The 19,199-nt window shown below is 67.3% G+C and carries 32 protein-coding genes and 1 pseudogene; all 33 read left to right on the forward strand.

The window, feature by feature from the left end; translation table 11 throughout:
- Positions 1–134 (forward strand): annotated as a pseudogene (gene tuf / locus VNS22_RS09480) (elongation factor Tu); the annotation flags it as partial.
- Positions 135–162: 28 nt separating this feature from the next.
- Entirely contained in the window at positions 163–471 is a 309-nt protein-coding gene (rpsJ, locus tag VNS22_RS09485; protein ID WP_159718061.1) for a 30S ribosomal protein S10, read from the forward strand.
- A gap of 13 nt (positions 472–484) precedes the next feature.
- On the forward strand, positions 485–1,174 hold the full coding sequence (gene rplC, locus VNS22_RS09490; protein WP_325731784.1) for a 50S ribosomal protein L3: 690 nt from the start codon (positions 485–487) through the stop codon (positions 1,172–1,174).
- Positions 1,174–1,794: a 50S ribosomal protein L4 gene (rplD, locus tag VNS22_RS09495; protein WP_325731786.1), complete on the forward strand. Its 621-nt coding sequence runs from the start codon at positions 1,174–1,176 to the stop codon at positions 1,792–1,794. Before rplC ends, rplD begins: the two co-directional genes overlap by 1 nt.
- Positions 1,791–2,084, forward strand: coding sequence for a 50S ribosomal protein L23 (locus VNS22_RS09500; protein ID WP_191058078.1), 294 nt, complete (start codon positions 1,791–1,793; stop codon positions 2,082–2,084). Before rplD ends, VNS22_RS09500 begins: the two co-directional genes overlap by 4 nt.
- Positions 2,085–2,088: 4 nt before the next feature.
- On the forward strand, positions 2,089–2,931 hold the full coding sequence (gene rplB / locus VNS22_RS09505; RefSeq protein WP_325731789.1) for a 50S ribosomal protein L2: 843 nt from the start codon (positions 2,089–2,091) through the stop codon (positions 2,929–2,931).
- Between the two features lie 3 nt (positions 2,932–2,934).
- Positions 2,935–3,213: a 30S ribosomal protein S19 gene (rpsS, locus tag VNS22_RS09510; protein ID WP_159718071.1), complete on the forward strand. Its 279-nt coding sequence runs from the start codon at positions 2,935–2,937 to the stop codon at positions 3,211–3,213.
- Position 3,214: 1 nt separating this feature from the next.
- Positions 3,215–3,598, forward strand: a complete 384-nt coding sequence (gene rplV, locus VNS22_RS09515) for a 50S ribosomal protein L22 (RefSeq protein ID WP_159718073.1) — start codon at positions 3,215–3,217, stop codon at positions 3,596–3,598.
- Entirely contained in the window at positions 3,598–4,278 is a 681-nt protein-coding gene (gene rpsC, locus VNS22_RS09520) for a 30S ribosomal protein S3 (protein ID WP_325731791.1), read from the forward strand. The genes rplV and rpsC overlap by 1 nt, the downstream gene beginning before the upstream one ends.
- 9 nt (positions 4,279–4,287) lie before the next feature.
- Positions 4,288–4,698, forward strand: a complete 411-nt coding sequence (gene rplP, locus VNS22_RS09525; RefSeq protein WP_159718077.1) for a 50S ribosomal protein L16 — start codon at positions 4,288–4,290, stop codon at positions 4,696–4,698.
- A 3-nt stretch (positions 4,699–4,701) separates the two neighbouring features.
- Positions 4,702–4,908 carry a 50S ribosomal protein L29 gene (gene rpmC / locus VNS22_RS09530; RefSeq protein WP_325731793.1) on the forward strand — a complete coding sequence of 69 codons (207 nt, stop codon included), beginning with the start codon at positions 4,702–4,704 and terminating at the stop codon, positions 4,906–4,908.
- 13 nt (positions 4,909–4,921) lie between these two features.
- Positions 4,922–5,182, forward strand: coding sequence for a 30S ribosomal protein S17 (gene rpsQ, locus VNS22_RS09535; protein WP_159718081.1), 261 nt, complete (start codon positions 4,922–4,924; stop codon positions 5,180–5,182).
- A gap of 12 nt (positions 5,183–5,194) precedes the next feature.
- Positions 5,195–5,563, forward strand: coding sequence for a 50S ribosomal protein L14 (rplN, locus tag VNS22_RS09540; RefSeq protein ID WP_159718083.1), 369 nt, complete (start codon positions 5,195–5,197; stop codon positions 5,561–5,563).
- A complete protein-coding gene (gene rplX / locus VNS22_RS09545; protein WP_325731796.1) occupies positions 5,563–5,880 on the forward strand; it encodes a 50S ribosomal protein L24 in 318 nt (105 codons plus the stop codon). Before rplN ends, rplX begins: the two co-directional genes overlap by 1 nt.
- A gap of 7 nt (positions 5,881–5,887) precedes the next feature.
- Entirely contained in the window at positions 5,888–6,427 is a 540-nt protein-coding gene (gene rplE / locus VNS22_RS09550) for a 50S ribosomal protein L5 (RefSeq protein WP_325731798.1), read from the forward strand.
- A 20-nt stretch (positions 6,428–6,447) separates the two neighbouring features.
- Positions 6,448–6,753, forward strand: a complete 306-nt coding sequence (gene rpsN / locus VNS22_RS09555; protein WP_325731800.1) for a 30S ribosomal protein S14 — start codon at positions 6,448–6,450, stop codon at positions 6,751–6,753.
- A 12-nt stretch (positions 6,754–6,765) separates the two neighbouring features.
- Positions 6,766–7,164, forward strand: a complete 399-nt coding sequence (gene rpsH, locus VNS22_RS09560) for a 30S ribosomal protein S8 (RefSeq protein ID WP_325731802.1) — start codon at positions 6,766–6,768, stop codon at positions 7,162–7,164.
- 2 nt (positions 7,165–7,166) lie between these two features.
- Positions 7,167–7,700: a 50S ribosomal protein L6 gene (gene rplF / locus VNS22_RS09565; RefSeq protein WP_325731804.1), complete on the forward strand. Its 534-nt coding sequence runs from the start codon at positions 7,167–7,169 to the stop codon at positions 7,698–7,700.
- Positions 7,701–7,702: 2 nt separating this feature from the next.
- Positions 7,703–8,065, forward strand: a complete 363-nt coding sequence (gene rplR / locus VNS22_RS09570) for a 50S ribosomal protein L18 (protein ID WP_325731806.1) — start codon at positions 7,703–7,705, stop codon at positions 8,063–8,065.
- A gap of 20 nt (positions 8,066–8,085) precedes the next feature.
- Complete coding sequence (gene rpsE / locus VNS22_RS09575) at positions 8,086–8,646, forward strand: 30S ribosomal protein S5 (protein ID WP_325731808.1); 561 nt, start codon at positions 8,086–8,088, stop codon at positions 8,644–8,646.
- 7 nt (positions 8,647–8,653) lie between these two features.
- Complete coding sequence (gene rpmD, locus VNS22_RS09580; RefSeq protein WP_325731810.1) at positions 8,654–8,857, forward strand: 50S ribosomal protein L30; 204 nt, start codon at positions 8,654–8,656, stop codon at positions 8,855–8,857.
- Positions 8,858–8,861: 4 nt separating this feature from the next.
- Positions 8,862–9,344, forward strand: coding sequence for a 50S ribosomal protein L15 (gene rplO / locus VNS22_RS09585; RefSeq protein ID WP_325731812.1), 483 nt, complete (start codon positions 8,862–8,864; stop codon positions 9,342–9,344).
- A gap of 9 nt (positions 9,345–9,353) precedes the next feature.
- Entirely contained in the window at positions 9,354–10,706 is a 1,353-nt protein-coding gene (secY, locus tag VNS22_RS09590; protein ID WP_325731814.1) for a preprotein translocase subunit SecY, read from the forward strand.
- Entirely contained in the window at positions 10,706–11,383 is a 678-nt protein-coding gene (locus VNS22_RS09595) for an adenylate kinase (RefSeq protein ID WP_325731816.1), read from the forward strand. Before secY ends, VNS22_RS09595 begins: the two co-directional genes overlap by 1 nt.
- Positions 11,384–11,475: 92 nt before the next feature.
- Positions 11,476–11,856 carry a 30S ribosomal protein S13 gene (rpsM, locus tag VNS22_RS09600; protein ID WP_325731818.1) on the forward strand — a complete coding sequence of 127 codons (381 nt, stop codon included), beginning with the start codon at positions 11,476–11,478 and terminating at the stop codon, positions 11,854–11,856.
- A gap of 2 nt (positions 11,857–11,858) precedes the next feature.
- Entirely contained in the window at positions 11,859–12,257 is a 399-nt protein-coding gene (gene rpsK / locus VNS22_RS09605) for a 30S ribosomal protein S11 (RefSeq protein WP_159718107.1), read from the forward strand.
- A gap of 92 nt (positions 12,258–12,349) precedes the next feature.
- Entirely contained in the window at positions 12,350–13,366 is a 1,017-nt protein-coding gene (locus VNS22_RS09610) for a DNA-directed RNA polymerase subunit alpha (protein ID WP_325731820.1), read from the forward strand.
- A gap of 86 nt (positions 13,367–13,452) precedes the next feature.
- Entirely contained in the window at positions 13,453–13,887 is a 435-nt protein-coding gene (gene rplQ / locus VNS22_RS09615; protein WP_325731822.1) for a 50S ribosomal protein L17, read from the forward strand.
- 124 nt (positions 13,888–14,011) lie between these two features.
- Entirely contained in the window at positions 14,012–15,445 is a 1,434-nt protein-coding gene (locus VNS22_RS09620) for a Do family serine endopeptidase (RefSeq protein ID WP_325731823.1), read from the forward strand.
- Positions 15,445–16,782, forward strand: coding sequence for a replication-associated recombination protein A (locus VNS22_RS09625; RefSeq protein ID WP_325731824.1), 1,338 nt, complete (start codon positions 15,445–15,447; stop codon positions 16,780–16,782). Before VNS22_RS09620 ends, VNS22_RS09625 begins: the two co-directional genes overlap by 1 nt.
- On the forward strand, positions 16,779–17,783 hold the full coding sequence (locus VNS22_RS09630; RefSeq protein ID WP_325731826.1) for an RluA family pseudouridine synthase: 1,005 nt from the start codon (positions 16,779–16,781) through the stop codon (positions 17,781–17,783). Before VNS22_RS09625 ends, VNS22_RS09630 begins: the two co-directional genes overlap by 4 nt.
- Entirely contained in the window at positions 17,780–18,436 is a 657-nt protein-coding gene (locus tag VNS22_RS09635; RefSeq protein WP_325731828.1) for an HAD-IA family hydrolase, read from the forward strand. Before VNS22_RS09630 ends, VNS22_RS09635 begins: the two co-directional genes overlap by 4 nt.
- Complete coding sequence (locus VNS22_RS09640; RefSeq protein WP_325731830.1) at positions 18,433–19,140, forward strand: ATP12 family chaperone protein; 708 nt, start codon at positions 18,433–18,435, stop codon at positions 19,138–19,140. Before VNS22_RS09635 ends, VNS22_RS09640 begins: the two co-directional genes overlap by 4 nt.
- Positions 19,141–19,199: the final 59 nt, after the last annotated feature.

The following is a 19,199-nucleotide window of genomic DNA, read 5'->3' on the forward strand; positions in this document are numbered from 1 at the left end:
TGATGCCGGGCGACAACGTGACCATGGTGGTGACGCTGATCGCGCCGATCGCCATGGAGCAGGGCCTGCGCTTTGCCATCCGCGAGGGCGGCCGCACCGTCGGTGCCGGCGTCGTCGCCAACATCATCCAGTGATCTGAAGATACGCGGGGATCGTCCGACCATGGACGCGCAGAATATCAGAATTCGGCTCAAGGCTTTCGATCACCGCGTGCTCGATCAGTCGGTGCGGGAAATCGTTGGCACGGCCAAGCGGACCGGGGCGCGCGTGCGCGGCCCGATCCCGCTACCGAATCGAATTGAGAAGTTCACGGTGCTGCGCTCGCCGCACATCGACAAGAAGAGCCGCGAGCAGTTCGAGATCCGGACGCACAAGCGCCTTCTGGACATCGTCGACCCGACGCCGCAGACGGTGGACGCGCTGATGAAGCTCGACCTCGCCTCGGGCGTTGACGTCGAGATCAAGCTCTAAGGCTGAGAAAAACATGCGTACGGGGCTGTTGGCCCAGAAAATGGGCATGACGCGGCTGTTCGGCATTGACGGAAGTCATGTGCCGGTCACCGTGTTGAAGGTCGAGGACTGCGAGGTCGTCGCGGTCCGCACCGCCGATAAGGACGGCTACACCGCCATCCAGCTCGGGGTCGGCCCAAAGAGCGCCAAGAATGTGTCGAAGCCGATGCGCGGCCACTTCGCTAAGGCGAAGGTCGAACCCAAGGCATACGTCGCCGAGTTCCGGGTTTCCGAGGACGCGGTGCTGGATGTGGGTGCGCGCCTCTCGGTGGAGCATTTCGTTGAAGGCCAGTTCGTCGACGTGACCGGCATCTCGATCGGTCGCGGCTTCGCCGGCGTCATGAAGCGGCACAATTTCGGCGGCCTGCGCGCCACCCACGGCGTTTCGATCTCGCATCGCTCGCACGGCTCGACCGGCCAGCGGCAGGATCCGGGCAAGGTGTTCAAGGGCAAGAAGATGGCCGGGCACATGGGTGCCAAGCAGCGGACCGTGCTGAACCTGGAAGTGTTCGGCGTGGACGAGGAGCGCGGCCTGATCCTGGTCAAGGGTTCGGTGCCGGGGGCCGAAGGTTCCTGGGTGCGGATCCGCGATGCGGTGAAGCGGGCCATGCCCAAAGATGCGCCCTATCCGGCCGGCCTGGTCGCCGCCGCGGGAGCCGAGTGATGCAGATCGTCGTCAAGACGCTGGAGGCCGAGGACGCCGGCACCATCGAGCTGGCGGATGCCGTGTTCGGCCTGGAGCCGCGCGCCGACATCCTGCAGCGGGTGGTGCTGTGGCAGCTCGCCAAGCGGCGGGCCGGCACGCACAAGGTGAAGAGCCGCGGCGAGGTCCGTGGTTCCACCGCCAAGATCTACAAGCAGAAGGGCACGGGTCGCGCTCGCCACGGCAACAAGCGCGCTCCGATCTTCCGCACCGGCGGCCGGGCCCATGGGCCCACCCCGCGTGATCACGGCTTCGACCTGCCCAAGAAGGTCCGGGCGCTCGGACTGCGCATGGCCCTGTCCGACAAGGCCAAGAGCGGCAAGCTGATCGTGGTCGACAAGCTTGAGCTCGACCAGCCGCGCACCAAGGAGCTGGTCGCCCGGCTCGGCAAGCTCGGCCTGGACAAGGTGCTGTTCGTCGGCCCCGCCGAGCTGCAGGCCAATTTCGCGCTGGCCTCGCGCAATCTGACCCAGGTGGACGTGCTCCCCTCGGTCGGTGCGAACGTCTACGACATCCTGCGCAGCGACCAGCTGGTGCTCAGCAAGGCCGCGGCCCAGGAACTTCAGGAGCGCCTGGCATGAACCAGGAGCGGATCTACGACATCATCCTGGCCCCGGTGGTCACGGAAAAGTCGACCCGGATCTCCGAGCTGAACCAGGTCACCTTCAAGGTGCGTGGCGATGCGGCGAAGCCGGAGATCAGGCAGGCGGTGGAGAAGCTCTTCAACGTCAAGGTCACCGCGGTGAACACCATGGTGACCAAGGGCAAGACGAAGCGCTTCAAGGGCAAGGCCTACCGGCGCAGCGACGTCAAGAAGGCGATCGTGACGCTGGAAGCCGGCCAGACCATCGACGTGACGACGGGGATCTGAGGCCATGGCGCTGAAGAACTACAACCCCATCACGCCCTCGCAGCGCGAGCTGGTGCTGGTGGACAAGTCGGAGCTGTGGAAGGGCAAGCCGGTCAAGTCGCTGACCGAGGGCCTCTCCAAGTCCGGCGGCCGCAACCATTTCGGCCGGATCACCACCCGCCACATCGGTGGCGGGCACAAGCGTTCCTACCGCCTGGTCGACTTCAAGCGTCGCAAGTTCGACGTGGTCGGCACGGTCGAGCGGCTGGAGTACGATCCGAACCGGACGGCCTTCATCGCCCTGGTGAAGTACGAGGATGGCGAGCAGGCCTATATCCTGGCCCCGCAGCGGCTGCGCGCGGGTGACAAGGTGGTGGCCGGCGAGCGGGTCGACATCAAGCCCGGCAATGCAGCCCCCCTGCGGGCGATCCCGGTCGGCACGATCGTGCACAATCTGGAGATGAAGCCCGGGAAGGGCGGGCAGATCGCCCGGTCTGCCGGCGCGTTCGCCCAGCTGATCGGCCGTGACGGCGACTATTGCCAGATCCGCCTGAACTCGGGCGAGATTCGCCGGGTCCTGCAGACCTGCATGGCGACCGTGGGCGCGGTGTCCAATCCGGACCACCAGAACGAGAATCTGGGCAAGGCCGGCCGGCAGCGCTGGAAGGGCACCCGCCCGACCGTGCGTGGCGTCGCGATGAACCCGGTCGATCATCCGCTCGGTGGTGGCGAAGGCCGCACCTCGGGTGGCCGTCATCCGGTCAGCCCGTGGGGCCAGCCCACCAAGGGCTACCGTACCCGCCGCAACAAGCGCACGACCAGCATGATCGTGCGTTCGCGGCACGTCGCGAAGAAGCGTGGAGGTTAAGGCGTGGCCCGCTCAGTTTGGAAGGGTCCGTTCGTCGACGGCTATCTGTTCAAGAAGGCCGATGCCGCACGGCGCTCGGGCCGCAACGAGATCATCAAGATCTGGTCGCGCCGCTCCACCATCATGCCGGAGTTCATCGGCCTGACCTTCGCCGTGCACAACGGCAAGAAGCATCTGCCGGTCTACGTGACGGACAACATGGTCGGCCACAAGTTCGGCGAGTTCGCGCCGACCCGGACCTTCTCCGGTCACGGTGCCGACAAGAAGGCGAAGAGGGGCTGACATGAGCAAGCCCAAAGCAGAGCGCAAGGTCAGCGCCAACGAGGCGTTCGCCGAGGACACGCTGGTCCGCTCCAGCCCGCGCAAGCTCGACCTGGTGGCCGGGCTGATCCGGGGCATGTCGGCCGGTCGCGCCATGACCGCGCTGGAGTTCTCACGCAAGCGGGTGGCGCTCGAGGTCCAGAAAACCTTGAAGTCGGCCATTGCGAATGCCGAGAACAATCACAATCTGGACGTGGACCGGTTGGTCGTCGCCGAGGCTTACGTGGGCAAGCGCTTCGTCATGAAGCGCCTGCATCCGCGCGCCCGCGGCCGTGCCGCCCGGGTGGAGAAGTTCTACAGCCGTCTGCGCATCGTCGTCCGTGAGCAGAGCGAGGGAAGGGCCTGATGGGTCACAAGGTAAATCCCGTCGGTCTGCGGGTCGGCATCAATCGTACTTGGGATTCGCGCTGGTTCGCGGAGAACAACTACGCGAAGATGCTGAAGGAAGACGTCCAGATTCGCGAGTTTCTGGAGAAGCGCCTGTCGAACGCCGGCGTCTCGCGGGTGGTGATCGAGCGCCCGGCCAAGAAGGCCCGGGTGATGATCTACACGGCCCGTCCGGGCGTGGTGATCGGCAAGAAGGGCGAGGCGATCGAGGTGCTGCGTCGCGAGGTGGCCCAGCGCTGCTCCGCCGATGTCCACCTGAACATCGTCGAGGTCCGCAAGCCTGAGCTCGACGCCAAGCTGATCGCGGAGAGCATCGCGCAGCAGCTGGTCCGCCGCGTCACCTTCCGCCGCGCCATGAAGCGCGCGGTGCAGGCGGCGATGCGGCTGGGCGCCCTGGGCATCCGGGTGAATTGTTCCGGCCGTCTCGGCGGGGCGGAGATCGCCCGGTCGGAGTGGTACCGCGAGGGTCGCGTGCCGCTGCACACACTGCGTGCCAGCATCGATTTCGCCAAGGCCACGGCGCATACGCCGTACGGCACCAACGGGATCAAGGTGTGGGTGTTCCGTGGCGAGATCATGGAGCATGACCCGTCGGCCTACGATCGGCGCATGGCCGACGCCACGCCGGCCCGGGGTTGAGATCAGACAATGTTGCAGCCTAAGAGAACCAAGTACCGCAAGGCGTTCAAGGGCCGGATCCATGGCCTGGCCAAGGGCGGTGCGGAACTGAACTTCGGTGCGTTTGGCCTGAAGGCGGTCGAGCCGGCGCGGATCACCGCCCGGCAGATCGAATCGGCCAGGCGCGCCATCACCCGTCACCTCAAGCGTGCGGGCCGGGTCTGGATCCGGATCTTCCCGGACGTGCCGGTGACCTCCAAGCCGGCCGAGGTCCGCATGGGCTCCGGCAAGGGCTCGGTGGACTTCTGGGTGGCGCGGGTGAAGCCCGGCCGGATCATGTTCGAGATCGACGGTGTCGCGCCCGAGCTGGCCGAGGCCGCCATCGCGCTGGGTGCTGCGAAGCTGCCGATCAAGACGCGCTTCGTGCAGCGGGAGCTCTGAGCGATGAACGCTTCGGAAATTCGTAACGAGGACCGCAAGGCGCTGATCGACCGGCTGCTCGGCCTGAAGAAGGAGCAGTTCAACCTGCGCTTCCAGAAGGCGACCGGGCAGCTCGAGGGAACGGCGCGGATCCGCGAGGTCCGGCGGGACATTGCCCGGGTCAAGACGGTGCTGCGCGAGCAGACCGTTTCGGCCAAGACCGGCGCCTGAGGAGTTAATAGCGATGCCGCGTCGCGTGTTGCAGGGCCAGGTGGTGAGTGACGTCAACGACAAGACCGTAGTGGTCAGGGTCGAGCGTCAGGTCATGCACCCGCTCTACAAGAAGTACATCAAGAGCAGCAAGAAATACATGGCTCACGACGAGTCGAACCGGTTCAAGATCGGCGACACCGTCCTGATCCGTGAGTGCCGGCCTCTTTCGGCGCGCAAGCGCTGGGAAGTGCTGGTCGAGGACGCTGCGGCCCCGTCGTCCGCAGAGGCGTGAGGATCAAATAACATGATCATGCCCGAGACCGATCTCGATGTTGCCGACAACTCGGGAGCGCGTCGGGTCCAGTGCATCCGTGTACTGGGTGGCTCGCATCGTAGGTGGGGTTCCGTCGGCGACGTCATCGTCGTCGCCGTCAAGGACGCCATACCGCGCGGCAAGGTGAAGAAGGGCGACGTGGCCATGGCCGTCGTCGTCCGCACGGCCAAGGAAGTGTCGCGGCCCGACGGATCGGCGATCCGGTTCGACCGCAACGCCGCCGTGCTGATCAACAAGCAGGGTGAGCCGATCGGCACCCGCATCTTCGGGCCCGTGACCCGCGAGCTGCGCGCCAGGAAGTTCATGAAGATCATTTCGCTCGCGCCTGAGGTGCTGTGATGGCGGCGAAGGTCAAGAAGGGCGACAAGGTCGTCATTCTCACCGGACGCGACAAGGGTCGCCAGGGTGAGGTCCTGAAGGTCGACCCGAAGGAAGGCCGTGTGGTCGTCCAGGGCGTGGCGATGATCAAGCGCCACACCAAGTCGACCGGCATGCGCGAGAGCGGCATCGTGGAGCGGGAAGCGGCGATCGACGTGAGCAACGTCGCCCTGCTCGACCCTTCCGATGGCAAGGCCACGCGCGTCGGGTTCAAGTTCCTCGAAGACGGCCGCAAGGTGCGCATTTCCAAGCGCACCGGCGAGCTGCTCGATCGGTGAGGCGAGCATGGCACGTCTGAAGGCACATTACGAGAATACGGTCCGGGCCGCCCTGACCGAGCAGTTCGGCTATAAGAACCCGATGCAGGTTCCGAAGCTGGACAAGATCGTCATCAACATGGCGGTCGGCAAGGCGACGCAGGACGCGAAGAAGCTCACCAACGCGGCAGCGCAGCTGGCCAAGATCGCCGGCCAGAAGCCGGTGCTGACCAAGGCGCGCAAGTCGGTGGCGAACTTCAAGCTGCGCGAGGGCATGAACATCGGCTGCAAGGTGACCTTGCGGCGCGAGCGCATGTACGAGTTCCTCGACCGCCTGATCAACATCGCGATGCCCCGCATCCGCGATTTTCGTGGCGTCTCGCCGAAGAGCTTCGATGGTCGTGGCAACTACGCCATGGGCCTGAAGGAGCAGATCATCTTCCCGGAGATCTCGTTCGACGAAGTCGACGAGAACCGCGGAATGGACATCATCTTCTGCACGACGGCGTCCACCAATGAGGAGGCCAAGGCGCTCCTCACGGCATTCAGCATGCCGTTCACGAAGTGATCTGAGCCAAGGATATCGTCGTGGCGAAGAAGAGTTCAGTAGAGAAGAATCAGCACCGCCGGGAGCTGGTTGCCAAGCAGGCCGCCAAGCGCGCGGAGCTGAAGGCGATCATCAAGCAGAAGGACATCGACGACGGCGATCGCTTCGAGGCCGTCCTCAAACTGGCCGAACTGCCGCGGAACGGATCGAAGGTCCGGATCCGCAACCGTTGCGAGATGACCGGCAGGCCGCGGGCCTATTACCGGAAGCTCGGTCTTTCTCGTATCGCTTTGCGGGACTTGGCATCCACGGGGCAGATCCCCGGGATGGTCAAGTCGAGCTGGTAAGGGGTTCGCGGAATGGCGATGTCCGATCCGCTCGGTGACCTGTTGACGCGCATCCGGAACGGCCAGTTGGCCGCCAAGGGTGCCGTCCTGGCGCCGAAGTCGTCGATGCACGTGCGTGTGCTGGAAGTCCTCAAGCGCGAAGGCTACATCCGTGGCTTCGGCGAGGTGGAGCAGGCGCCCGGCAAGCAGTCGCTCAGCGTCGAGCTGAAGTACCACAATGGCGAGCCGGTGATCCGCGAGCTGAAGCGGGTGAGCAAGCCCGGCCGCCGCGTCTATGCCGGCGTGCGCGACCTGCCGACCATCTATAATGGTCTCGGCATCGCGATCGTCTCCACGCCCCGTGGGGTGATGTCCGACGCGGAAGCGCGGGCAGCCCATGTCGGCGGCGAGATCCTGTGCCTGGTGTTCTGACCATGTCCCGTATCGGCAAGCACCCGGTCCCCGTACCGGCTGGCACCACCGTGTCGGTGGAAGGCCAGACCATCCGGGCCAAGGGCAAGCTCGGTGAGCTGTCCGCGGTCCTGCACGACGCGGTCGCCGTCTCGATGGAAGACGGCAAGGTGGTCGTGAAGCCGCGCGAGATGGACCGCCAGGGCCGCTCGCTCTGGGGCACCTCGCGCACCATGGTGGCCAACATCGTCAAGGGCGTGTCCGAAGGCTTCACGGAGCGGCTCGAGATCAACGGCGTGGGCTATCGTGCCTCGCTCGACGGCTCGGTGCTGAACCTGCAGCTAGGCTACAGCCACGACATCAAGTACGCGGTGCCGAAGGAGATCAAGGTCGTGGTCGAAACCCCGACCTCGATCCAGATCAGCGGCGCCGACAAGCAGAGGGTCGGACAGCTCGCGTCCGAGATCCGGGCGTTCCGCCTGCCCGAGCCGTACAAGGGTAAGGGCGTAAAGTACGCCGGCGAGACGATCCGTCGCAAGGAAGGCAAGAAGAAGTAACCATGGTGAAGGTGGACGAGCGCTTCGAGCGTCGCCGGCGTCGGGTTCGCTTCGCGATCCGGCAGCGGGCTTCCGGCCGTGCCCGGCTGTCGGTCTTCCGGTCGAGCTGCCACATCTACGCCCAGGTGATCGATGACACCAAGGGCGTGACCGTGGCGGCAGCCTCGACGGTGGAGCCGGCCCTGCGCAGCGAGCTGAAGACGGGGGCGGATACCAATGCCGCCAAGCGGATCGGGCAGCTGATCGCCGAGCGGGCCAAGGCGGCGGGTATCGAGACAGTGGTGTTTGACCGTGGTGGCTATCAGTACCACGGTCGGGTGAAGGCTCTGGCCGACGGCGCCCGCGAGGGCGGCCTGTCGTTCTGATCCATCGCGGGAGGACGGAAATGGCGCGTCAGCGCGGTGGAGAAGATCGCGGCGATCGGGATAGGGGCGAGTCCGAATTCGTGGATCGGCTCGTTGCCATCAATCGCGTCGCGAAGGTGGTGAAGGGCGGTCGGCGGTTCGGCTTCTCGGCCCTGGTGGTCGTGGGCGACGGCAAGGGCCGGGTCGGCTATGGCAGCGGCAAGGCGCGTGAGGTGCCGGAAGCGGTGCGCAAGGCGACCGAGGCCGCGAAGAAGGGGTTGATTCGGGTGCCGCTGCGCCAGGGGCGCACGCTGCATCACGACTCGATCGGTCACTTTGGTGCAGGCCGGGTGCTGCTGCGCTCGGCACCTCCGGGTACCGGCGTGATCGCCGGCGGCCCGATGCGCATGGTGTTCGAGGCGTTGGGCATCGGCGACGTGGTCGCCAAGTCGCTGGGCACCTCGAACCCGCACAACATGGTCAAGGCCACGTTCGCGGCGCTCACCTCGGTGGCGAGCCCCCGTACGGTCGCCGCCAAGCGCGGCAAGAAGGTTTCCGACCTGATCGGCCGCCGCGAGGCGATCGAGCCGAAGGCGGAGTGACGAGGCCATGGGCAAGATCAAGGTGACCCAGGTGCGCAGCCCGATCGGGCGGCGTGCCGACCAGCGCGAGACCCTGATCGGTCTCGGTCTGAACAAGCTGCACCGGAGCCGCATCCTGTCGGACATTCCGGAAACGCGTGGGCGGATCGAGAAGGTCAAGCATCTCGTGGTGTTCGAGACCGTCGCCGGCGACGAGCCGGCCCAGGGCTGAAGTCATGAAACTCAACGAACTCCGGGACAACCCGGGTGCCCGCGGTCCGCGCAAGCGGCTCGGGCGCGGCATCGGTTCCGGCCTGGGCAAGACCTCGGGTAAGGGCCACAAGGGTGCCAAGGCGCGCGCCGGCGGCGTGAAGCCGCCGTACTTCGAAGGCGGCCAGATGCCGCTGTACCGGCGTCTGCCGAAGCGCGGGTTCACCAACATCTTCCGTCCGGAATATGTGGTGGTGAACCTGGACAAGCTGCAGCAGGCGGTCGATGCCGGGCGCATCGATGCGGCGCAGCTCGTGGACGCCGCTGCCATGATGGCGGCTGGCCTGGTCAACGATCCGAAGGACGGCATCCGCCTGCTCGGGCGGGGCAGCCTCACCTCGGGCCTGACCATCGAGGTGGTCGGTGCCTCGGCCTCTGCCGTGCAGGCGGTCGAGAAGGCCGGCGGCAAGGTGAACGTGATCGGCGGCGCTGTCGCCGCATCCGAGTAAGGAAGAACCATGGCCTCGGTCGCCGAACAGCTTGCGGCGAACGTTAACTTCGGTGCTTTCGCCAAGGCGACCGAGCTCAAGAAGCGCCTGTGGTTCACCCTGGGCGCGCTGATCGTTTACCGGCTCGGCACCTATGTGCCGCTGCCGGGCATCGATCACGCGGCCATGGCGCAGATCTTCCAGAGCCAGGCCGGCGGCATCGTCGGCATGTTCAACGTGTTCGCCGGCGGCGCGCTCGAGCGCATGTCGATCTTCGCGCTGGGCATCCTGCCCTACATCTCGGCCTCGATCATCCTGCAGCTGATGACCGCGGTCTCTCCGACCATGGAGGCCCTCAAGAAGGAGGGCGAGAGCGGCCGGAAGAAGATCAACCAGTATACCCGCTACCTGACCGTGGTGCTCTGCGCTTTCCAGGCCTATGGCCTGGCGATCGGGTTGGAAGGGACGTCGAGCGGCTTCGGCAGTGCCGTGATCGATCCCGGATGGTTCTTCCGCTTCTCGACGGTGGTGACCATCGTCGGCGGCACCATGTTCCTGATGTGGCTGGGCGAGCAGATCACCGCGCGCGGCATCGGCAACGGCATCTCGCTGATCATCTTCGTGGGCATCATCGCAGCCCTGCCGTCGGCACTGGCCAGCCTGCTGGAGCTCGGCCGCACCGGCGCCATCTCGCCGGGCTTCATCATCGCGCTGATCGTGCTGGCGCTGGCGGTGATCACGGCGATCGTGTTCATGGAACGGGCGCAGCGCCGGGTGCTGGTGCAGTATCCCAAGCGCCAGCAGGGCAATCGCGTGTTCGGCGGCGAGAGTTCCCACCTGCCCTTGAAGGTCAACACCGCAGGCGTGATCCCGGCGATCTTCGCCAGCTCGCTGCTCCTGCTGCCGGCGACCTTCAGCAGCTTCATCGACGCGAACACCAGCCATCCCTGGCTGATCGAGCTGAATGCGATGCTCGGTCGGGGCCACCCGGTGCACGTCCTGCTCTACGTGGCGCTGATCGTGTTCTTCGCCTTCTTCTACACGACTATCGTGTTCAATCCGAAGGAAACGGCGGAGAACCTGCGCAAGCAGGGCGGGTTCATCCCGGGCGTGCGGCCGGGCGAGCGGACCGCGGCCCATCTCCAGTACATTCTGACCCGGTTGACCGTGGTGGGTGCTGCCTATCTGGCTGCAGTATGCGTGCTGCCCGAGATCCTGATCTCGGAATACGCGGTGCCGTTCTACTTCGGCGGCACCAGCCTCCTGATCGTGGTGTCGGTGACCATGGACACGGTCGGCCAGATCCAGTCTCATCTGATCGCCCACCAGTATGAGGGGCTGATCAAGAAGGCCCGCTTGCGCGGCCCGGTCGGGAGACGCTGATGCGCATCGTTCTCCTGGGCCCGCCTGGTGCGGGCAAGGGTACCCAGGCCGGCTGGATCCGCGACCGCTATCGCATTCCGCAGCTGTCCACGGGTGACATGCTCCGTGCGGCCGTCGCGAACGGCACCGAGGTCGGGCGGCAGGCCAAGGCGATCATGGAGGCCGGCAAGCTGGTTTCCGACGACGTGATCAACGCGATCGTGGCCGAGCGGATCGACCAGCCGGACTGCGCCGGCGGCTTCATCCTGGACGGTTTCCCGCGGACCACGCAGCAGGCGGCTGCCCTGGAGCAGATGCTCGCGGAACGGGGCCTGGCCCTGGACGTGGCGCTCGAGTTCAAGGTGGATCCGGCGGCACTGGTGGAGCGGATCTCCGGCCGGTTCTCCTGTGCCAGCTGCGGCACCGGTTATCACGACCAGTTCAGGCGGCCGAAGGTGGACGGGGTCTGCGACGTCTGCGGCGGCACGGAGTTCGTGCGCCGCAAGGACGATCAGCCCGAGACCGTGCAGGCGCGCCTGGAAGCCTACGAGGCCCAGACGGCCCCGCTGCTGCCCTATTTCAGGGAGCGCGGGCTGCTGCGCACGGTCGATGGCATGGCACCGATCGAGGAGGTGACCGCCGCAGTGGCGGCCGTTCTCGAAGCGGTGGTGAAGGACGACGGGGCGGCTAACGCTTGACAGTCGTGTAATGGTTCTTATTATCCGCGCACTTTTGTCGCCACCGGCCGGTGGCGATGCGATCGCGCGTTGCGTTGGAAAGGGAGCGATCGGTGGCTCGTATCGCAGGTGTGAACCTGCCCAGTGGCAAGCAGGCCTGGGTTGCGCTGACTTATATTTTCGGGATCGGGCCGCACAGCTCTCGCTTGATCCTGGATGAGGTCCAGATTGACCACAGCCGGCGTATCAATGAATTGAGCGACGCGGAGCTCGTGAAGATTCGCGAGGTGATCGACCGTCGCTTCAAGGTCGAAGGCGACCTGCGCCGCGATGTGGCGATGAACATCAAGCGGCTGATGGATCTCGGCTGCTATCGCGGTCTGCGGCATCGCCGTGGTCTGCCGGTGCGCGGCCAGCGGACGCACACCAACGCGCGCACCCGCAAGGGGCCGGCCCGGGCTATCGCCGGGAAGAAGAAGGCGACGAAGAAGTAATCATGGCTACTGGCAAGGACACGGGCGGTCGCATCAAGCGCCGCGAGCGGAAGAACATCACGTCGGGCGTGGCGCATGTCAGCGCCACGTTCAACAACACCATGGTGACCATCACCGACGCGCAGGGCAATGCGATCGCCTGGTCTTCGGCCGGTGCCCAGGGCTTCAAGGGCTCGCGCAAGTCGACCCCCTTCGCGGCGCAGGTCGCCGCGGAGCTGGCCGCGCGCAAGGCCATGGAGCACGGCATGAAGACGGTCGAGGTTCAGGTGCGCGGGCCGGGTTCCGGCCGGGAGTCGGCGCTGCGCGCGCTGCAGGCCGCCGGTCTCGTCGTGAGCACCATCCGGGATGTCACGCCGATCCCGCACAATGGCTGCCGGCCGCGCAAGCGTCGCCGCGTCTGACCGTCCACTTTTCCCGCTGAACGGGTCTCGGCGCGCCGCGAGGCGGCCGGGACCCGTTCTTACGATCGATCGTCGTTCCTGAGAGGCATCCCGTGATCCAACGGAACTGGCATGAGCTGATCAAGCCCCAGAAGCTCGACATTCAGGTCGGCCGGCGCCCGGATCGTGAAGCGACGGTGATCGTCGAGCCGCTGGAGCGCGGCTTCGGCATCACCATCGGCAATGCGTTGCGCCGCGTCCTCCTGTCGTCGCTTCAGGGTGCCGCGATCACTTCCGTGCAGATCGACGGCGTGCTGCACGAGTTCGCCGCCATCCCGGGCGTCCGCGAGGACGTCACCGACATCGTGCTGAACCTGAAGACCGTGGGCATCCGCGCCCATGGCGAGGCGCCCAAGCGCTGCTATCTCAAGGTCGAGGGGCCGGCGGTCGTCACGGCCGGCATGATCGAGACGCCGCACGACGTCGAGATCATGGATCCCGACCAGGTGCTCTGCCATGTCGATCAGGGTGGTAAGCTCTCGGTCGAGCTGATTGTGCAGACCGGCAAGGGCTATGTCGCGGCGCACCTGAACAAGGCCGAGGACGCGCCGATCGGCCTCATCGCCATCGACGCGATCTACAGCCCGGTGCGCAAGGTCGCCTACAAGGTCGACAACAGCCGCGTCGGCCAGCAGACCGACTATGACCGCCTGACCCTCCAGGTCGAGACGGACGGCTCGGTGACCCCGGAGGACGCGCTGGCGCTGGCCGCGCGCATCCTGCAGGACCAGCTGCAGCTGTTCATCAACTTCGAGGAGCCGCAGGCTCACGGTGCCGGCGAGGTCAAGCGTGACCTGCCGTTCAACCCGAACCTGCTGCGCAAGGTGGACGAGCTGGAACTGTCGGTCCGCTCGGCGAACTGCCTGAAGAACGACAACATCGTCTATATCGGCGATCTGGTCCAGAAGACCGAGGCCGAGATGCTGCGCACGCCGAACTTCGGCCGCAAGTCCTTGAACGAGATCAAGGAAGTGCTGGCGCAGATGGGCCTGCACCTGGGCATGGAAGTGCCCGGCTGGCCGCCGGAAAACATCGAGGAACTGGCCCGCAAGGTCGAGGAGCCCTTCTGAGCCGTCAGCTTTGACGGCAGGGCAGGGCAGCTAGGGTTTCATCGGGCCGCGTCGGTCGCGTCCCTTGGCAACGTCGGAAGGTCAACATGCGTCATCGTGTCAGCGGCCGTGCATTCAGCCGCGACAGCTCCCACCGGCAGGCGATGTTCGCCAACCTGGTGAGCGCACTGGTCAAGCACGAGCAGATCGTGACGACCCTGCCCAAGGCCAAGGAACTGCGCCCGATCGTCGAGAAGATGGTCACGCTCGGCCGCAAGGGTGATCTGGCGGCCCGCCGTCTGCTGATCGCGCGGACCCGCAGCGAGGGCACCGCCAAGAAGCTGGTCGAGGTGCTGGGCCCGCGCTACGCGAACCGCCCGGGCGGCTATGTCCGGATCCTCAAGGCCGGGTTCCGCTATGGCGACAACGCGCCGATGGCGGTGATCGAGTTCGTCGATCGCGACATCGAGGCCAAGGGCAAGGACAGTGGTCCGGTGCCGGTGCGCGAGGAAGAAGACGAGGCGGTCGCCGCCGCGGCCTGACCGGCAACGGCCGTCAGGCAGGGGTGGGCCGAGCTTGCACCGGCTTCACGATCCCCCCTGCCGGGACCATATCGAAGGGGCCGGGCGGCGACGCCCGGCCCTTTTTCTGTCTCTGGCGGCAAACATGAAGCGTTCCGGCATGCGCAGCCCGACCGTTCGGCTGTGGTTGATCCTCCTGGTCCTGCTGGGTGTGGGCTTGCCGTCGGCTGCGCAGGAGCGGCGAGTGCCGGACAGCCAGGCGCAGGTGCAGCTCAGCTTCGCGCCCGTGGTCCGCGCGGTGGTGCCGGCCGTGGTCAACATCCAGACCTCGCGCAACGTCACGCAGCGGGGCCGACCGCTCCTTTCCGATCCGCTCCTGGAGTTCTTCTTCGGACAGGGCGGGCCGCGGGCTCCGTCAGAGCGCCGCCGCGTGGAGAACTCGCTGGGCTCGGGCGTGCTGCTCGCGAGCGAGGGCGTGGTGGTGACCAACAACCACGTGATCGAGAACGCCGACGAGATCACGGTGATCCTGTCGGACCGACGGGCGTTCCAGGCCAAGCTCCTGTCCCGCGACGAGCGCGCCGACTTGGCCTTCCTGCGGATCGATACAAAAGGCGAGAAGCTGCCGACCCTGGAACTCGCCCGCTCGGACGACCTGCAGGTGGGCGACCTGGTGCTGGCGGTGGGCAATCCGTTCGGCATCGGCCAGACCGTCACCTCAGGCATCGTCTCGGCGACCAACCGCTCGGCCGAGGGGTTGGAGCGCGACGTGTCGTTCATCCAGACCGATGCCGCGATCAACCCGGGCAATTCGGGCGGTGCCCTGGTCGACCTGCAGGGGCGGCTGGTCGGCATCAACACCGCGATCTTCTCCCGTTCAGGCGGCTCGATCGGCATCGGCTTCGCCATCCCGGCCGACTTGGTGCGGGTCCGGCTGCAGCAGGCGGTTTCCGGTGCTAAGGAGGTCTCCCGTCCCTGGCTGGGCGCCGACCTGCAGAGCGTCGATGTCGGCATCGCCGAGAGCCTGAACATGCCGAGGCCGCGCGGCGTGCTGGTCGGCAGGGTCTGGCCGCACGGGGCTGCCGCGGATGCGGGCCTGCTGACCGGCGACGTGATCCTGTCGGTGGATGGCGGGCCAGTCGATGATCCCGCGAGCTTCGGCTACCGGATGTCGCTCCAGCCGCTCGGCACACCCGCCAGACTGGAAATCCTGCGCCGCGGCAAGCAGCGGAGCATCGAACTGCCGCGATCGGCGGCACCCGAGCAGCCGGCACCGGAACTCACCCGCTTTGGACGCAACGAAGCACTGGCCGGTGCCACGATCGCCAACATGTCGCCGGGCTTCAACGAGCGGCTGGGGCTGGATCCGTTCGAGACCGGTGTGGTGGTGGTTGAGGTCGAGCGGGGTTCGCCCGCCGCCTACATGAACCTCGAGCCCGGCGACGTCATCGTCGGCATCGACGGCGCGAAAACCCCGGACGTGCGCTCGGTCAAGAAAGCGCTACCCCGCGCGGGCCGGCCGTTCCGCATGGCGGTCAAGAGCGGCGGGCGGCTCTACCAGTTCCGGGTGGGCGGCTGATGGACGATCTGTTCGGCATGGCGCCCAAGGCGGCCTCCGGGCGCGCACGGCGCAAAGAGGCCGACCGGCCGCTGCCCGACCGGCTCCGGCCCGAGCGTATCGAGGATCTGGTCGGTCAGGAGCATCTGCTGAGCGACGAGGCACCCTTGGCCCGGATGCTCGCCAAGGGCCGCCTGCAGTCGATGATCCTGTGGGGGCCGCCCGGCTGCGGCAAGACCACGTTGGCCCGGATCCTGGCGGGGGCGGTGAACGAGCCGCTGCTGGAGCTCTCGGCGGTCATGTCCGGCGTCGCCGAGCTGCGCCGCAGCTTCGAGGATGCGCGCAAGCTGCGCGCGGGCGGCAGCCACCCGCTGCTCTTCATCGACGAGATCCATCGCTACAACCGCGCCCAGCAGGACGGCCTGCTCCACGAGGTAGAGGATGGCACCGTCACCCTGGTCGGTGCCACCACCGAGAACCCGTCCTTCGCGCTGGTCCCGGCGCTGCTGTCGCGCTGCCAGGTCCTGGTGCTGCACCGGCTGGACGCCGAAGCCATGGAGCGGCTGCTGGCGCGCGCGGAGGCGATGCTGGGCCGCCCCCTGCCGCTGGACGGACAGGCCCGCGCCCGGCTGGGCGAGATGGCGGACGGGGATGGCCGTTATCTCCTGAACCTCGTGGAGGCGCTGGCCGACCTGCCGGCCGAGCCCCTGCTCGACGCCCAGGCGCTGGGCCGGATCCTGCAGCGGCGCATGCCGCTCTACGACCGGGCTCAGGAGAGCCACTACAACCTGATCAGCGCCCTGCACAAATCGGTGCGCGGCTCCGACCCGGACGCGGCACTCTACTGGTTCTGCCGGATGCTGGAAGGCGGGGAGGATCCACGCTTCCTGGCCCGGCGGATCGTGCGGATGGCGGTGGAGGATATCGGCCTGGCCGACCCGCGCGCCGTCGAGCAGGCGCTGGCGGCTGCCGCCACCTATGAGCGGCTGGGCAGTCCGGAGGGCGAGCTGGCCCTGGCCCAGGCGGTCGTCTATCTGGCGGCGGCCCCGAAATCGAACGCGGTCTATCTCGCCTACAAGGCGGCACGCCAAACGGCGAAGGAGACGGGCTCGCTGATGCCGCCCGCGACGATCCTGAATGCGCCCACCGGGCTCATGAAGGAGCTAGGCTATGGCCAGGACTATGCCTATGACCACGACGCGCCGGACCGCTTCTCCGGCCAGAACTATTTCCCGGACGGGATGCCACGCCCGACCTTCTACCGGCCGACCGGCGAAGGAATCGAGGCCAGGATCGCCGAGCGCCTGAACCGGCTCGACCGGTTGCGCGCCGAACGCAGGAAGGATCGGACGCCATGAGCGGCGTCGAGCAGAGGACCGTGGCAGGCAGCGAGGCCCACTGGCGCTTCGATCGCTGGTGCAAGGCCCACTTTCCCGAGCTGGGCTTCGGCCGGATGCAGAAGCTGCTGCGCACCGGCCAGTTCCGGGTGGACGGCAAGCGGCTGGATGCAGCCACCCGGCTGGTGCCGGGGCAGGTGGTGCGCATCCCGCCACTGCCGGCAGAGCCGGAGGAAGTGCCGGGCAGCGCTCCGAAGCCGGCTGTCCGCCTGCCTGAGCGCGACGTGGCGATGCTGCGCTCCCTGGTGATCCACGAGGACGATGCGCTGATCGCATTCGCCAAGCCGGCCGGTCTCGCCGTCCAGGGCGGCAGCGGCACGAGCCGGCATGTGGACGGGCTGATGCAGGCGTTCGCCGGCAAAGGCGGCGACAAGCCGCGCCTGGTGCACCGGCTGGACCGCGACACGTCCGGCGTGCTGGTGCTCGCCAAGACCGCTTCCGCCGCGCGCGAGCTGACCTTCGCCTTCCAGCAGCACCGGATCCGCAAGCTCTACTGGGCAGTGGTGATCGGCCGGCCCAAGCGCGACGCCGGGGTGATCGACTTGGCCCTGGAGAAGAGCGGTGCCAGCGGGCGGGAGAAGATGACCGCCAGCGAGGGCGACGAGGCCCGCTTCGCCCGCACCGGCTTCCGCGTCCTGGACGCCAACGGCAAGGTCGCGGCCTGGCTGGGCCTCCTGCCGCTCACCGGCCGCACCCACCAGCTGCGCGCGCATTGCGCCCTGTCGGGCTTCCCGATTCTGGGTGACGGCAAGTATGGCGGCAAGGCTGCCCATCCAACCGGGGCACCGGCGCACCTGGCCCTCCATGCCCGCGAGCTCGACCTGCCGCATCCGGACGGTGGCCGGCTGCGACTGGTGGCGGAGCCGGACCGGCCGATCCGCGAGGCGCTGGACTGGATGGGGATCGGCAAGAGCCAGCCGCCCTTTGCCCGGCTGAACGACTGGCCGGAGGAGCGGCGGTGAGGCTGGTCCTGTTCGATTGCGACGGCACGCTGGTCGACAGCGGTGCCCTGATCGTGGCGGCAGCCCAGGATGCATTTGCCGAGTTCGGCCAGCCGGCACCCGACGAGCCGACGCTGCGCGCGGCGATCGGCCTGTCGGTGGCGCAGTGTCTGGAGTTCTGGCGCCCAGATCTGCCGGTTGCCGACCAGGCCGCGATCGGCCGGGCGTTCGGCCGCCATTACTGGAAGCATCGCACGGCCGGGATCCATGCCGAGCCGCTGTTTCCCGGCATCCTGGCGCTGCTGGACCGCCTGGCCGCCCAGCCGGACACGCTGCTGGGCATCGTCACCGGCAACAGCCGGCGCGGGCTGGACGCGATCCTGGCCCATCACGAGCTGGCGGAACGGTTCGTCACCCTGCAGACCGCCTGCCGGCATCCCTCCAAGCCGCACCCGGCCATGGTGCTGGAGGCCCTGGCCGAGACCGGTGCCCGGGCCGAGGACACGGTGGTGATCGGCGACACGTCCTACGACGTGCTGATGGCCAGGGCCGCGGGCACGCTGCCGGTGGGCGTGGCCTGGGGCAATCATCCGGCCGAGCGGCTGGTCGAGGCCGGTGCCGCGCACGTGGTGCACGCTGCGACCGATCTCCACCCGATCCTGGGGCTCGCATGAAGCGCTTCTTCAAGCAGGTGGGCATCGCCCACCATGATGATGGGTGGCAGGTGCTGCTCGACGGCAAGCCGATCCGCACCCCGCTGCGCCGCCTGCTCACCGTGCCGACCGAGGCGCTGGCACGCGCGGTGGCAGTCGAGTGGGAAGGGCAGGGCGAGGAACTGCAGCCGGCCACCATGCGGGTGACCCGGCTCGCCACCACCGCCGTCGACCTGATGCCGGAGCGGCGCCAGCCCGCAATCCGGCAGGTGATGGATTATCTGGGCACGGACATGCTGTGCTACCGGGCCAGCGAGCCGCGCGATCTCGTGCAGCGGCAGGACGAGGCCTGGCAGCCCTGGCTGGACTGGCTGGCGCGTGCGTTCGACGTGCGGCTTCCGGTCCATCGTACGGTGCTGCCCCAGGCCGCGCCCGCGGACGCGGAGGGGCGGCTGCTGCCGGTGGTGGAGGCGCTGGACGACTGGCAGGTCGTGGCGCTGCATGCCGGGGTGACCATCACCCAGTCCCTGGCGTTGGGCCTCGCCATGATGGAAGCGGTGCTGCCGGCGGACGAGGCGTTCGAGGTGGCGCAGCTCGACACGCTCTACCAGGTGGAGCACTGGGGCGACGATCCCGAGATCACCAGGCGGCACGAGGGGCTGCGTGCCGAGCTGGAAGCGGTCGAGCGGTTCGTGCAGGCGCTGGCACCGCCCTTGCGCATGTGAGCATTTGCGCGCCACCGTACCGGTGCGCATGAGATCGATGCCGTGAAACTTGCAGGGGA

The organism is Geminicoccus sp. (genome assembly GCF_035556675.1).
GTDB lineage: Bacteria > Pseudomonadota > Alphaproteobacteria > Geminicoccales > Geminicoccaceae > Geminicoccus.

Excerpts from the sequence above, each read along its gene's own strand:
- rpsK (WP_159718107.1), top strand. The coding sequence starts at position 11,859 with ATGGCTACTGGCAAGGACACGGGCGGTCGCATCAAGCGCCGCGAGCGG.
- rpmC (WP_325731793.1), top strand. The coding sequence starts at position 4,702 with ATGAACGCTTCGGAAATTCGTAACGAGGACCGCAAGGCGCTGATCGAC.
- VNS22_RS09625 (WP_325731824.1), top strand. The coding sequence starts at position 15,445 with ATGGACGATCTGTTCGGCATGGCGCCCAAGGCGGCCTCCGGGCGCGCA.
- rplR (WP_325731806.1), top strand. The coding sequence starts at position 7,703 with ATGGTGAAGGTGGACGAGCGCTTCGAGCGTCGCCGGCGTCGGGTTCGC.
- rplO (WP_325731812.1), top strand. The coding sequence starts at position 8,862 with ATGAAACTCAACGAACTCCGGGACAACCCGGGTGCCCGCGGTCCGCGC.
- rpsC (WP_325731791.1), top strand. The coding sequence starts at position 3,598 with ATGGGTCACAAGGTAAATCCCGTCGGTCTGCGGGTCGGCATCAATCGT.
- rpsQ (WP_159718081.1), top strand. The coding sequence starts at position 4,922 with ATGCCGCGTCGCGTGTTGCAGGGCCAGGTGGTGAGTGACGTCAACGAC.
- VNS22_RS09630 (WP_325731826.1), top strand. The coding sequence starts at position 16,779 with ATGAGCGGCGTCGAGCAGAGGACCGTGGCAGGCAGCGAGGCCCACTGG.
- secY (WP_325731814.1), top strand. The coding sequence starts at position 9,354 with ATGGCCTCGGTCGCCGAACAGCTTGCGGCGAACGTTAACTTCGGTGCT.
- rplB (WP_325731789.1), top strand. The coding sequence starts at position 2,089 with ATGGCGCTGAAGAACTACAACCCCATCACGCCCTCGCAGCGCGAGCTG.
- VNS22_RS09500 (WP_191058078.1), top strand. The coding sequence starts at position 1,791 with ATGAACCAGGAGCGGATCTACGACATCATCCTGGCCCCGGTGGTCACG.
- rpsJ (WP_159718061.1), top strand. The coding sequence starts at position 163 with ATGGACGCGCAGAATATCAGAATTCGGCTCAAGGCTTTCGATCACCGC.
- VNS22_RS09620 (WP_325731823.1), top strand. The coding sequence starts at position 14,012 with ATGAAGCGTTCCGGCATGCGCAGCCCGACCGTTCGGCTGTGGTTGATC.
- rpsH (WP_325731802.1), top strand. The coding sequence starts at position 6,766 with ATGGCGATGTCCGATCCGCTCGGTGACCTGTTGACGCGCATCCGGAAC.
- rplD (WP_325731786.1), top strand. The coding sequence starts at position 1,174 with ATGCAGATCGTCGTCAAGACGCTGGAGGCCGAGGACGCCGGCACCATC.
- rplC (WP_325731784.1), top strand. The coding sequence starts at position 485 with ATGCGTACGGGGCTGTTGGCCCAGAAAATGGGCATGACGCGGCTGTTC.
- VNS22_RS09640 (WP_325731830.1), top strand. The coding sequence starts at position 18,433 with ATGAAGCGCTTCTTCAAGCAGGTGGGCATCGCCCACCATGATGATGGG.
- rplV (WP_159718073.1), top strand. The coding sequence starts at position 3,215 with ATGAGCAAGCCCAAAGCAGAGCGCAAGGTCAGCGCCAACGAGGCGTTC.
- rplF (WP_325731804.1), top strand. The coding sequence starts at position 7,167 with ATGTCCCGTATCGGCAAGCACCCGGTCCCCGTACCGGCTGGCACCACC.
- VNS22_RS09595 (WP_325731816.1), top strand. The coding sequence starts at position 10,706 with ATGCGCATCGTTCTCCTGGGCCCGCCTGGTGCGGGCAAGGGTACCCAG.
- rplX (WP_325731796.1), top strand. The coding sequence starts at position 5,563 with ATGGCGGCGAAGGTCAAGAAGGGCGACAAGGTCGTCATTCTCACCGGA.
- rpmD (WP_325731810.1), top strand. The coding sequence starts at position 8,654 with ATGGGCAAGATCAAGGTGACCCAGGTGCGCAGCCCGATCGGGCGGCGT.
- rplQ (WP_325731822.1), top strand. The coding sequence starts at position 13,453 with ATGCGTCATCGTGTCAGCGGCCGTGCATTCAGCCGCGACAGCTCCCAC.
- rpsE (WP_325731808.1), top strand. The coding sequence starts at position 8,086 with ATGGCGCGTCAGCGCGGTGGAGAAGATCGCGGCGATCGGGATAGGGGC.
- rplP (WP_159718077.1), top strand. The coding sequence starts at position 4,288 with ATGTTGCAGCCTAAGAGAACCAAGTACCGCAAGGCGTTCAAGGGCCGG.
- rplE (WP_325731798.1), top strand. The coding sequence starts at position 5,888 with ATGGCACGTCTGAAGGCACATTACGAGAATACGGTCCGGGCCGCCCTG.
- rplN (WP_159718083.1), top strand. The coding sequence starts at position 5,195 with ATGATCATGCCCGAGACCGATCTCGATGTTGCCGACAACTCGGGAGCG.